This window comes from Herbaspirillum rhizosphaerae (assembly GCF_046025915.1).
Taxonomy (GTDB): Bacteria; Pseudomonadota; Gammaproteobacteria; order Burkholderiales; family Burkholderiaceae_D; genus Herbaspirillum; species Herbaspirillum rhizosphaerae_A.
The window spans coordinates 1-12312 of the sequence record NZ_JAQQFR010000027.1 but is presented as its reverse complement, the minus strand read 5'-3'; the positions used below and the strand labels follow the sequence as shown (position 1 = coordinate 12312).

The 12312-nt window shown below is 44.4% G+C and carries 10 protein-coding genes and 1 pseudogene; 9 read left to right on the top strand and 2 right to left on the bottom strand.

Features of this window, described 5'->3' with window-relative positions:
* Together PQR63_RS23455 and pstS are read right to left on the bottom strand one after the other, a co-directional pair.
* Positions 1-292: pseudogene (locus tag PQR63_RS23455) on the bottom strand (hypothetical protein); the annotation flags it as partial.
* Positions 293-503: 211 nt separating this feature from the next.
* Positions 504-1535, bottom strand: coding sequence for a phosphate ABC transporter substrate-binding protein PstS (gene pstS, locus PQR63_RS23450; protein WP_408170690.1), 1032 nt, complete (start codon positions 1533-1535; stop codon positions 504-506).
* 341 nt (positions 1536-1876) lie between these two features.
* Here pstS and PQR63_RS23445 point away from each other — a divergent pair, with 341 nt between their 5' ends.
* From PQR63_RS23445 to PQR63_RS23405, 9 genes are all read left to right on the top strand, one after another.
* On the top strand, positions 1877-2473 hold the full coding sequence (locus tag PQR63_RS23445) for an undecaprenyl-diphosphatase (protein ID WP_408170687.1): 597 nt from the start codon (positions 1877-1879) through the stop codon (positions 2471-2473).
* Positions 2474-2547: 74 nt separating this feature from the next.
* Positions 2548-3321: a COG4705 family protein gene (locus PQR63_RS23440; RefSeq protein WP_408170685.1), complete on the top strand. Its 774-nt coding sequence runs from the start codon at positions 2548-2550 to the stop codon at positions 3319-3321.
* A 33-nt stretch (positions 3322-3354) separates the two neighbouring features.
* Positions 3355-3897 (top strand): cytochrome b, encoded by a 543-nt coding sequence (locus tag PQR63_RS23435; RefSeq protein WP_408170683.1) that lies wholly within the window; start codon positions 3355-3357, stop codon positions 3895-3897.
* Positions 3898-3947: 50 nt separating this feature from the next.
* Positions 3948-4712, top strand: a complete 765-nt coding sequence (locus PQR63_RS23430; protein WP_408170681.1) for a COG4705 family protein — start codon at positions 3948-3950, stop codon at positions 4710-4712.
* 70 nt (positions 4713-4782) lie between these two features.
* A complete protein-coding gene (locus PQR63_RS23425; protein ID WP_408170689.1) occupies positions 4783-5448 on the top strand; it encodes a response regulator transcription factor in 666 nt (221 codons plus the stop codon).
* Positions 5424-6782, top strand: coding sequence for an ATP-binding protein (locus tag PQR63_RS23420; protein ID WP_408170679.1), 1359 nt, complete (start codon positions 5424-5426; stop codon positions 6780-6782). The genes PQR63_RS23425 and PQR63_RS23420 overlap by 25 nt, the downstream gene beginning before the upstream one ends.
* Before the next feature lie 522 nt (positions 6783-7304).
* Positions 7305-10088: a bifunctional diguanylate cyclase/phosphodiesterase gene (locus PQR63_RS23415; protein WP_408170677.1), complete on the top strand. Its 2784-nt coding sequence runs from the start codon at positions 7305-7307 to the stop codon at positions 10086-10088.
* Positions 10089-10524: 436 nt separating this feature from the next.
* On the top strand, positions 10525-10902 hold the full coding sequence (locus PQR63_RS23410; protein ID WP_408170675.1) for a PAS domain-containing protein: 378 nt from the start codon (positions 10525-10527) through the stop codon (positions 10900-10902).
* Between the two features lie 2 nt (positions 10903-10904).
* Complete coding sequence (locus tag PQR63_RS23405; RefSeq protein ID WP_408170673.1) at positions 10905-12230, top strand: sensor domain-containing diguanylate cyclase; 1326 nt, start codon at positions 10905-10907, stop codon at positions 12228-12230.
* Positions 12231-12312: the final 82 nt, after the last annotated feature.

The window sequence follows — 12312 nt, the reverse complement described above, 5'->3', positions numbered from 1 at the left end:
CACCTGCTGACCGTAAAATTGCTTTACGCAGCCAGCGTAAGCCAAATAGCAACAGCAATGTGCCCACAACAAGCTGGATGACCGGAAGCGGTATCTGCGCCAGCGAACGGCCAAAGGCCAGCACCATGGCTACAAGAAAAAACAATGCGACGGCGGCGCCGGAGCTAGCTGCACGCCAGCCACGCACAGTACCAACCGCCAACACGACCGTCAGGGCCTCAATGAACTCGACAAACGACGCCATGAATGAGGCAAGAACTGTCGGTGCTGCATGTGTTAAGTTAAGCAACAAGCTTATTCTCATTCGAAGTCGCAGCAAGGCTGACGAGAGATTGTTGGTCAAGCGGATGAAAGATTGAATTTACTACCTAACTTATTCTCAACGCCCCTCGCGCTAAAATCACTGCTTGTAACCAGTGTTGATATTAAGATAAAGGTCTTTAAAGAAAAAAGCCATGTGGAAAAATCCACATGGCTTCATCAATTGCAATTCAAATAGTCAATTACCAAATGGCGTTACCAGATCCATCCTTGAGTTGATTTTTCCAGGCCGTTTCAATTACCTTCACAACTTCCATCGGCATCGGAATATAGTCAAGTTCAGCGGCCATTTGGCCACCATTTTTGTACGACCAGTCAAAAAACTTCAATACTTCTTTTGCTTTAACCGCATCGGCCTGGGTCGTGTGCATCAGCGCGAAAGTGGCACCAGTGATAGGCCAACTGTTCTTGCCAGGTTGATCAGTAGAAACTACGGCGAAGCCTGGAGTTTTCTCCCAGTCAGCACCTGCTGCTGCGGACTTAAATGTCGAGTCATTTGGCTGAATAAACTGGCCGTCGTGATTTTGCAGCTGCAAATAGACCAGATCATTCTTCTTCGCGTAAGCAAACTCAACATACCCAATTGCGCCCTTGATTTGCTTCACGTTTGACGCCACGCCTTCATTACCTTTGCCGCCTACGCCAGTTGGCCATTTCACAGTAGTACCTGATCCGACTTTCGATTTGAAGTCACCATTCACTTTAGACAAATAGTCTGTAAACAAGAACGATGTGCCGGAACCGTCGGCACGGTAGACAACAGTAATGCCCTCTGCCGGCAACTTCACCCCTGGATTCAACGCGGTAATCTCTGGTGCGACCCACTTCGTAATCTTGCCGAGATAGATGTCGGCCAACACTTTACCAGTCAATTTAAGTTGCCCAGGTTTAACACCGTCCAAATTAGCGACTGCAACGACTCCGCCCATGATCACCGGGAACTGCATGAGGCCATTCTTCGACAATTCATCCCGCTTCAAGGGCATATCAGATGCGCCCAAGTCCACTGTGTTTGCTTTGATCTGATTGATACCGCCACCAGATCCAATAGCTTGGTAGTTCAATCCATTGCCGGTATTTTTCTTATAGGCTTCAGCCCATTTCGACGCGATCGGATAGACAAACGTTGATCCTGCGCCAGTCATGTCAGCAGCAAACGCCGATGACACAACAACGAGCGAAGAAAGCGCTATCAAGAACGATTTTTTAAGCATAGTAATACGCACAATATCCTCCTAATTAGAATGGTCGAAACCGCAAAATATTGAGCAATTGTTACAACTGGATGACATCTCGCTGGATGTTACATCTAGTTTCAATTGAGAGATTATTTCAATTTTTTCGTGCAGAGAAAGAAAATGGGTAAATAATTTTCCCATTAAGAAACTATTCAAGAGTCTCCTAGGACAGCGTCATATGCTCAGTGCCAGCTAAGTTTTGCCGACTACTATTCCGACTACCAATTTGCCGCACCAAGCTTACGCACCCTCAACGCGAAATACCTATTTGAGGCCTGCCAAATCAGGGAAATGGCTTTTTAAGTATCGGGACTGTAATGGAAGAACTGAACCAAGCTCTATTTTTGTTGATTAACGCATCGATACATCCGAACCCGCTCACGGTGTTTGCCGCCAAGGTATTGGCAAATGACATCATATGGATCATCCCTTTAGGCGTCAGCGCTTACTGGCTGTATGGTGCAGAGAGAACCAGGATCGTAGTCTTGGCGTCCTGCATGTCGGGAGTTTCAGGCCTACTCATTAATCAGATCATTGCCCTGATGTGGACGCATCCTCGTCCATTTATGATAGGTCTCGGACAGACCTTGATTCCTCATGCCGCAGATTCTTCTTTTCCAAGCGATCACCTGACGCTAGTGTGGGCAGTAGGAGTGACGCTCTTGCTACACCGGGATTTCCGATGTGTCGGTTCCATACTCTCTCTCCTCGGCATAGCGATCGCATGGGCGCGTATCTATCTTGGAGTCCATTTTCCGATGGATATGCTCGGATCGGTTTTCGTAGCGACGGCTACCAGCCGCTTAATTTCGTGGCGCGAAGATCTCTTTGTTCTCCCTCTGTTTCACCTCATCAGTCGGCTTCACCGATCCTTGCTTAGCCCCTTTATTCAGCGTGGATGGGTCAAAAAATAGCTAACTATGGATGCGCTAAGTTTTACCTGCGAGACTAACTTTATTAATTTTGAATATTCGATCCCGGCATCAACATGAACAAATCCTTGGCCCAAGACGGCTCCATTTCTGCCAACAAAGTTCCAGAGGCAACAGCCCTTTTCTGGATCATAAAAATGATGTCCACAACGGTCGGGGAAACCGCCGCAGACTATTTAAATGTCAACTTACACTTTGGATTAACCGGGACATCCATTTTTATCGGCTCATTACTTGCGATCGTTCTGTTCTTGCAGGTTCGGTCCGCTCGTTACATTCCTTCTTTGTATTGGATATCAGTCGTTCTAATTAGCGTATTTGGTACGCTCGTGACCGATAACTTAAGTGACAATTTCGATGTTCCACTAGGCATTACCACTGCGGCATTCAGCCTAGCGTTGATTGCCACGTTCGTAGAGTGGTATTCCAAAGAAAAAACCTTATCCATTACCGCTATCAATAGCTTTAGGCGAGAATGCTTTTATTGGCTTGCGATTCTTTTTACGTTTGCTTTAGGTACCGCAGCAGGAGACTTGGTCGCGGAAGGTTTAAGCATTGGTTATGCCAGTGCCGCACTTCTATTTGGAGGATGTATCGCTATCACAGCACTTGCTTACTACGTATTGAAAATCAACGCTATTACATGCTTTTGGATTAGCTATATCTTGACTCGTCCGCTAGGAGCTTCTTGCGGAGATCTGCTATCTCAACCTACGTCTGCCGGCGGTTTTGGGATTGGCGCCGTGACGACGAGTGCGCTATTTCTCGTCACTATCGTGGGATTGGTTTTCTACCTATCCATCACTCAGAAGCGAATCAAAATTTCTTAAAATGCCATGCCTGCAAACATAGGAATAGATGAAATGACGTTCTCAGATTCGAACAAATATACATCTCCTGCGAAGATATTTCATTGGCTGACCGCATTGTTTATTGTGCTCCAATGTGCAGTTGGATGGATCATGCCAGACGTCGATGAACTATCAACGCCAGAAGGGCTCGTTAGCGTGCATCTTTCAATAGGAGTATTAATTGCCGTATTACTGGTCGTTCGTTTGATGTGGCGCTTTGGCCACAAGCCTCCTCAAGCATCCATTCAATTGTCACCAGCTTTTCGATTCGCCGCTGGGGTAACACATTGGGCTATCTATTTATTGCTGCTCATTGTTCCTATACTTGGCTGGATTAATGCCGTGGAACGAGGATGGTCAGTAACGCTATTTGGAATATTTCGTGTCCCGAATATGTTGCCCCGCGAATCTGCACTGTGGGCAGACATAGGAGATATGCATATTGCTAGTGTGTGGGTTCTTGTCGTGTTGGTCAGCTTACATGCACTAGCAGCGCTCTACCATCATTTTGTGCTTAAAGACGATACGCTAAAGCGCATGCTGCCTGGCTCATAACCTTAGTCACAAAATTTAGACATTCGTCGATAAATTTTTTTAAATCAACTATGAATAATATTCGCGATACTGAGCACCTTTTTAGCAAAGTACCAGAAGTAACCTTAGCATTCTGGATTGTGAAGATTGCAGCGACGACCTTGGGTGAAACGGGCGGCGATGCAGTGTCCATGTCAATGAATTTTGGATACTTAATGAGTACGGTTATTTTTGCAGCATTATTTTTAGCGGCAGTAATAATTCAAATCCGAACAAAAAAATTTCATCCTTTGATTTATTGGGCAACGATCATCGCGACCACGACAGTAGGTACGACGCTCGCTGACTATGCTGACCGCTCTTTAGGCATCGGCTATGCAGGTGGCACGGCGCTATTAATCGTCTGCTTGATTGCCTCATTACTTACCTGGTACCGGTCAATGGGAACGATATCGGTTAACACCATTAATTCGTCCAAAGCAGAGATGTTTTACTGGGTCACTATCATGTTCTCCCAGACACTAGGTACCGCACTGGGCGACTGGACTGCTGATACCGCAGGACTTGGGTATGGCGGTGGCGCCATATTATTTGGCGCTATGTTACTTGCCCTAGTAGCGGCCTACTACTGGACTAAGATTTCCCGGACGTGGCTTTTCTGGGGTGCTTTTATTCTAACTCGCCCTCTGGGGGCAGTGGTAGGCGATTTCCTCGATAAGCCAGTCAGCGCCGGCGGACTGGCAATGAATCGCTATTCTGCATCTATCGCTTTACTCGCCTTTATTCTGACCAGTCTCTTAATATTCCGGCAGCGTGCCGCAAAACGATTCCATTAAAAGAGCGCGGCCTAAATGTGCATAGGAAATGACGCAAGAACTGACGACCAGAATAAAAAAGGGATATTGCATGCGCGTATTACTAGTCGAAGACGATGTAATGATTGGAGAGGCTGTACAAGCATCACTAAAAGATGATTCTTACGCAGTCGATTGGGCTCTCAATAGCATCACGGCACTAAGTAGCCTTGGCTGTCAGACCTACGATTTAATATTGTTAGACCTAGGTCTACCAGGCAAAGATGGGTTTTACGTGTTGAAATCGATTCGATCAAATGGCGATCGTGTACCTGTCATCATCATCACGGCAAGAGACGATGTCGATGATCGCATTCGAGGACTTGACGGTGGAGCTGATGATTATGTTCTTAAGCCTTTCAATATGGCCGAATTACTTGCGCGAATACGCGCCGTGTATAGAAGAAAGGGAGGTTCCGCGTCAGCGCAACTCAGCAACGGAGAAATTGTTCTTGACCTTGATACGAAAGAAGCTGCAGTAAGTGACAATCAGCGCCGTCAGTTATCCAATCGGGAATTTTCCTTGCTTCAAACTTTAATGATCAGGCCGGGTGCGATTTTATCTCGCACCGAATTGGAAGAACGAATATACGGCTGGGGTGAAGAAGTTGAGAGTAACGCCATTGAGTTTATTATTCATTCACTTCGAAAGAAACTTGGAAGCCGAGTTATTAAAAACGTGAGAGGTCTGGGATGGATGGTTTCAAAAGGCGACTAAAGGATTCTTTGCAGTTTAGGCTTTCTTTAACCCTCTCAATCTCCATTTTAAGCATTGCCATAGTTGCCGGATTTTTTGCCTTTTACACGGCATTTGACGAAGCGCATGAGTTGCAGGATGACGTACTTAGGCAGGTCGCTACACTATTTGATAGACACGGGTTGAATCCTCCTGACAAAGGAGATGCCGGTAACGAATCAGATAGTGAAAAAGAGTCACGTGTTTTTGTGCAGATAGTTTCGCCCAATATTAACGATAACGCGAAAAATGGCTTACCAACCTTATTGCCACTACCGACAACTCTGGCAGATGGTATGCAAACGGTCATCGCAGGAAGCGAAAATTATCGTGTCTTTGTGAAAAAATTAAGTACAGGCCAGCGTTTGGCCGTCGCTCAGGAGACGGATATTAGAGATGAAATAGCGTACGAGAGCTCATTACGAACCTTGATGCCATTTTTAATTCTGATTCCCGTTCTTTTACTTGTTGTCGCAGACCTGATTCGAAAGATATTTAAACCGATAACAACTCTCTCACGTGAGATAGATAGTAGAGGGGATCAAGAACTTCATCCAATTCCAGTTGAGCCACTTCCGTCAGAAATTATCCCATTTGTTGGAGCGATTAATCGGCTCCTTGCGCGGGTTGAACTTTCAGTGGGAGTTCAGAGGCGCTTTGTCGCTGATGCGGCACATGAACTCAGATCGCCGTTGACAGCATTGTCATTGCAGGGCGAAAGACTTGCCAATGCTGAGATGTCGGTCAACGCACGCGAGCGTTTAGCCACGCTACGCCATGGGATCGATCGCACTAAAATACTGCTGGAGCAGCTACTTACATTGGCAAAGGTGCATGCAGAAACCGAGCGTATTAGGACAAACGTATCGCTGCAGAAAGTATATCGACGAGTCTTGGAGGACGCTCTTCCTTTAGCGGAATCAAAGCATATTGACATTGGGGTCACTAGCAGCACCGATTTCAACATTTGCGCTAACGAAGTTGATTTGATTGTTCTCGTAAAAAACTTAGTCGATAACGCAATTCGCTACACCCCAGAAAACGGTCGCGTCGATCTCTCGATAGTGACCGGTAAAAATGAAGCTAGTCTAGTTGTTGAAGACAATGGCCCAGGCATTCCTGAATCCGAATGGCATCGTGTCTTTGATCCGTTCTATCGTATTCCTGGCAACCATGAAATCGGATCTGGATTGGGCCTCTCTATTGTTAATGCAATCGTAAGCCACCTTGGCGCATCAATTCATCTAGGTTTCACAAACAAGACCCAATTATCAGGACTTCGAGTGGCTGTTACGTTCCGCTCAACAAATAGGTGATATCAACGCATGTCAAGGCTCGGTTAGGTTTTCATCGTTAGCTAGTTCTACTTGTTTTCCGTAAAAGCTCCTACTGATAACGAAGTAGCTCGGAACAGATCAGTTCTATAACCTCAGTGTGAATCAGATGCGACACTAATAGTATTAGCTTGCCTGATTAACTTTCTAAGTATAGCCCATCCAAGCCTGTAGAAATCAAGCCACAACATCACTCCGTCGCTCAGTTTGAGTGCATGTTAGAGATGAGTAAATCAGATCGCCTGAAAAATATTGAAGATTGATTTTTTTATCCGAAATAGCATCATAATGAGATACAAAATTTCTATCGAGCGATCAGGAGATAGAGCATATTTTTACCAATAAAATCTATAGTTTACAGAACAGGTCCCGTAGTACATATAGTCGGAAACTTGTGCCGCCTCTTTCAATTCTCTCGTTTTGAGATTGAAAATTATTTGATAAGTGCAGCGCACCATTTCCCAATATAGAAGTTCAGAGATATCTAACCACTCCGGTATGTTCATGCGATCAATCGCTCTCTATCTTAGGAATTCTTTGTCTAGGGACTTTCTTCCTCTAGCATGCTTATTTTTAGGAGTATGTCTTACCACGGTAATGTATATATGGAGTGTAAAGAATGAGGGAGACAAAGCCAGAGTTGAATTCATTCAAAACGCCGCTGAATTTAGAACGGATTTGTCTGGGAGGATTCAGTCCTATATTGATATTTTACCGGGCCTAAAAGCGCTGTCTCTTCTGGAACAGCGGCCATCAGACCTTCGCGTAAGGCGTTTTGTTTCAGCGATCTCCCTCCAAGAACGTTTTCCGGGAATGGCGTTTATTTTCATCGCGGATCATATTCGTCTGGACGAGCGCGAAGAGTACATTTTTCAGGTACGTAATGATCAATCACTAAGGTTTGAAGGGCATCCTAACTTTGATATAACGCCTTCCGGATCTCGCACAGAATATCTAGTTATTCGTCATGTTTTTCCTGAAGATTCTCCTACGATAGGTTACGACTTATATGATCCAAGTAAATCATATAGACAAGAAGTGGACGAGGCTGTAAGTACTGGAAATACCACCGCTACTAAACCACTGGTGCTGGCACGGGATAGGAATTCAGCGAGGATTCCGGACAATACAAGTATCGTTATTCGAGAACCTGTATATATCGACGACGTAGTTCCAAAAGCACTTAAAGAAAGACAAAGAAGACTACAAGGCGTTGTAGGCGTTGCATTTAAAACTAAGGAGTTGATCACTAGCGTGCTGTCCAAAGATACTGCAGCGCATATGCATATAGTTATACGAGATCTTCACTCTTCTGAAGTCGACGTCCCCATTTATGATAACGCGCTCGCTAAAGAGATTGACGCAATAGGATATAGAGGCAATGAAATTGTCCGATCCATCATTCACGTTGCAAATCGCGAATGGGAGATTGTCTCCACAGATCGTGTACAACGTTACGCGTATTGGTATCAGCCTATTCCATTACTTGTTTTAGTGAGCGGATTATCTGTTTCTCTTTTGCTTACTTTGATCTTGAGGATATTAGTATCCAGGACCCAAGTTGCTGAGCTAGCTGTCGAAGATGCTCTGGCTCAGGTAAAACGAGAGCGTCGAGCTTTGGAAGAAGCCCAATCTATTGCAGCCATCGGAAGCTGGGAATGGGACATAAAGCATCAGAAATTATATTGGTCGGCCGAAATGGTGCGTATCTATGCATTAACGGCGGACGAATTCATTGAAAATCCTCGGCGTTTTTTTAAGTGTGTTCCTGTTAAGGAGAGGAAAGCACTTTTCCAAGAAATTAGGTCTTCGATTTTAGATCGTAAAGCAATTAGATATGAACATAATCTGATGTTCGTAGATAGAAGAAATTTAGTGCTACAGGTCAACTCTGAGCTTCAATATGATGCTGCCGGCCAACTACGAGCTATCGTAGGCACCGTCCAAGACATAACAGATCAAAGAACAAATGAGCTTGAAATACAGCGCCTAGCATTCACAGATCCTCTTACTAATTTAGTTAATCGGAGACTGCTAATTGAAAAAATCTCTACCGCCTTAATTCAAGCAAGAGAAACCGATCAAAATGGAGCGCTATTTTTTATTGATTTAGATAATTTCAAAACAGTAAATGATGCAAAAGGACATGCCGTCGGAGATGCACTTTTGGTACTCGCCGCCGAAAGGTTGAAGTTGCTTCTTCAAAATGGTGATACTGCGGCTAGATTGGGCGGAGATGAGTTTGTTTTGCTTGTTAGAAATCTTTCTGACACAGTCGAAGATGCAAACCGCGTAGCCTTGCAAATTGCCGAAGCCGCTCGAGTCTCATTATCTCGCTCCTATTTAATATCCGACGTCGAATACCAATCTAGCGCAAGTATAGGGATTACTCTTTTTAATCAAGAGGAGAAAACCTATGCAGACTTATTTCGAGAAGCGGATATTGCGTTGTACAAAGCAAAAAGTGGAGGTAAAAACCGAGTCGTATTCTTTGCACAATCAATGCAAAAGGAAGTTGAACAAAAACTTGCGCTCGAGCACGATTTGGAGGAGGCGTTACAAGACGGTCAGTTACATATAGTTGTGCAATCTCAATTTGATTCTCAAAGAAGGCGCAGTGGGGGAGAACTTTTGCTTCGATGGATGCATCCGTCATTTGGCAACATTCCTCCAGATAAATTTATCCCTCTCGCAGAAGAAAGTGGACTGATTGTTCGTGTTGGTTCTTGGGTCTTGGAAAACGCCTGTCGAACATTAGCAATATTTGCGAGCAGAGGAATCACAGACACGCTCTCCGTGAATGTCAGCCCCAGACAATTTCGTCAAGAGGAATTTGTATCAATCTTGAGAGAAATGCTTGCGAAGCACGGAGCCCCACCTTCTCAACTTATCTTGGAAATCACCGAGGGGCATTTAATCGATGATATTGCCCATATCATTCAGCGTATGCAGGATCTTACCTCGCTAGGGATTCGTTTTTCCATTGACGATTTTGGGACTGGTTATTCGAGCTTGGCATATTTACAGAAATTGCCACTCTATGAACTAAAAATTGATAAAAGTTTTATCCGAGATACGTTATCTCACCCAACAAATACGGCAATAGTACAGCTCATTTTGGGTATGGCAAAAAATTTGGATTTACGCGTGGTTGCCGAGGGAGTCGAAACGGAAGATCAATTTGATTTCTTGGTCCGAGAAAGGTGCGAGATGATGCAGGGATTTCTTCTTGGTCGACCTGTACCTTTAGAAACTTGGTGCCAGGAAGTATTGCAGATTGACTTATGAGAGAACCTGAACTCAATTGGCACTCCTTATTATTGGGTTCAATATAGCCAGAAGGGCGATGGGCGCCGTGTTTCCGAAACGTCCGACATGTCTCATCGCGTACACAATGCGGATGAGTACATATGAGATGCAGGTTCCCTATAAATTAGGTACGAGTCGACGTATTTTGCGTACAAGCAAAATATAGTCTAGTGCTGACACCTCTACCGAAGGGGCTGAGATATTAGGCTCTTCTAAAAATATCGTTTTGGATGCTATGCCTATCAAAACAATATATACGATTATCTTAGCCTTTTGGCCGTAATACGTTTTGGATCAAGGACAAATACCCATAGGATTTAGATTGGCCTTCCCGGCCAATGTAACACTCCAAAGCAGCACTCGAATATGTAGTTAATATTAAACTTTAAAAAAATACCTTTGGAAAAATAGCGATATGAGCGTATTCAATCAAGAAGGCGTTATTGAGTTCCTATTCTCTAATACAGATGAACAGCTTGATGACTTGGATTTCGGCGTAGTCGGATTTGATATCAATGGCATAGTCAAGCATTACAACGCTACTGAGTCGAAAATAGCAGGACTACGCCGAGAGCGCGTTATTGGGCAAGATTTTTTCTTTGCGGTTGCGCCGTGCATGAATAATTTCATGGTTGCTCAGGTCTTTGAAGATGCCCGGGCTGAAGATAAGCATCTCGATCTTGTAATTGACTACGTTTTGACACTACGCATGAAACCGACAAAAGTAAAACTTCGTCTCTTGTCGAGCCCTGCAGTTCCAACCTCTTACGTGCTAATACAGAGGCATTTCTAATTATGGGAACGGCTATAGATGAACTTCAGGAAGAGCATGAAGCTTTGCTTCAGTTTCTTTATGCGGCTCCAGTTGGGCTCGTTCAGACCAACTTAATAGGGGACGTACAACTCATTAATCCGCTATCAGCACAGTTGTTGATGCCCATTGTCACTGCAGGAGATCTAACTAATCTCTTTGATGTGTTTAATTCAGTTGCTCCTGAACTGCGGAGCATGGCTGCTACGTTCCCTCACACAAAAGGTTCAATCTGTGAAGGATTGAGAATACAACTGACAGCTGGAATTTTAGGAAGACAAGACCCGAAAATTCTTGGGTTTAGTTTGATGAAAATTGCTCCAGATCGGCTGATGGCTGTGATTACTGATATGACAAAAGTAATCGCGCAAGAACGTCAGTTGAAACATAGTGTGGCAATGTTTGAGGCTATTGTTACGGGGGTTACGGACTACGCGTTGATGACTTTGGATAGAGAAGGTCTGATAGAAAGTTGGAACACAAGTATTGAGCGAGTGACCGGATTCTTAGCTGAAGAAGTTATCGGAAAATCTTTTTCTATCTTTTATCCGGCAGGAACAATTTCTGCTGATAGAGTAAGTGACTATCTCAAGGAAGCAGACGCGGATGGCTGGATCTTAGATGATGGATGGCGTTTAAAATCTGGAGGCGAAAAGTTTTGGGGGAGCAGTATCATTACTCCGCTTCAAGATGAAATTGACGAAGTAGCGAACAAGAATTTTAGAAATGAAAATGGTAATCATCACTATGCATTAATACTGCGAGACATCACCGACAAACATATGGAGGCTGACGAGTATTTACGCACCATCTTTAGCGACCATTTGACGGGAATCTCAAACAGACGCGCTTTTTTTGAAGCAGCAGCATTAGAACTCAAAAGATGGAGGCGCCATCCTCGTCCACTGTGTGTCATGACGATTGATGCGGATCATTTTAAGAGAGTGAATGATACCTATGGTCATACTGCCGGCGATGAAGTTTTACGGAATCTAGCCTCTGTTTTGAAGAATACAACCCGTGATATTGACGTTGTTGCCCGCATTGGCGGGGAGGAGTTCGCAGTGTTACTTCCATCAACCGAGATTCAAAATGCGTACCTAATAGCTGAAAGATTCCGCAAAACGGTTGAAGCTCAGAGCGTATGGGTATCTGGTATAGAAATTACGTATTCCGTAAGCATTGGACTAAGTACTATGGAACATAGCATCACCGGCCTAGATGAATTGCTGCAACGTGCTGACAAGGCCCTTTACCACGCTAAAAATGTAGGCCGTAATTGTACAAAGGTATACGAAGAAACGAGTTGACTGTGGGCTTCACCTAAGTCGACTTTCAATTGACCAGCCTGAAGTATCTGTACCAACTGAATTGAGAGTCTAATGATCCGAT

Coding starts and splice junctions, on each gene's coding strand:
- pstS (WP_408170690.1), bottom strand. CDS start 1,535: ATGCTTAAAAAATCGTTCTTGATAGCGCTTTCTTCGCTCGTTGTTGTG.
- PQR63_RS23445 (WP_408170687.1), top strand. CDS start 1,877: ATGGAAGAACTGAACCAAGCTCTATTTTTGTTGATTAACGCATCGATA.
- PQR63_RS23440 (WP_408170685.1), top strand. CDS start 2,548: ATGAACAAATCCTTGGCCCAAGACGGCTCCATTTCTGCCAACAAAGTT.
- PQR63_RS23435 (WP_408170683.1), top strand. CDS start 3,355: ATGACGTTCTCAGATTCGAACAAATATACATCTCCTGCGAAGATATTT.
- PQR63_RS23430 (WP_408170681.1), top strand. CDS start 3,948: ATGAATAATATTCGCGATACTGAGCACCTTTTTAGCAAAGTACCAGAA.
- PQR63_RS23425 (WP_408170689.1), top strand. CDS start 4,783: ATGCGCGTATTACTAGTCGAAGACGATGTAATGATTGGAGAGGCTGTA.
- PQR63_RS23420 (WP_408170679.1), top strand. CDS start 5,424: ATGGATGGTTTCAAAAGGCGACTAAAGGATTCTTTGCAGTTTAGGCTT.
- PQR63_RS23415 (WP_408170677.1), top strand. CDS start 7,305: ATGCGATCAATCGCTCTCTATCTTAGGAATTCTTTGTCTAGGGACTTT.
- PQR63_RS23410 (WP_408170675.1), top strand. CDS start 10,525: ATGAGCGTATTCAATCAAGAAGGCGTTATTGAGTTCCTATTCTCTAAT.
- PQR63_RS23405 (WP_408170673.1), top strand. CDS start 10,905: ATGGGAACGGCTATAGATGAACTTCAGGAAGAGCATGAAGCTTTGCTT.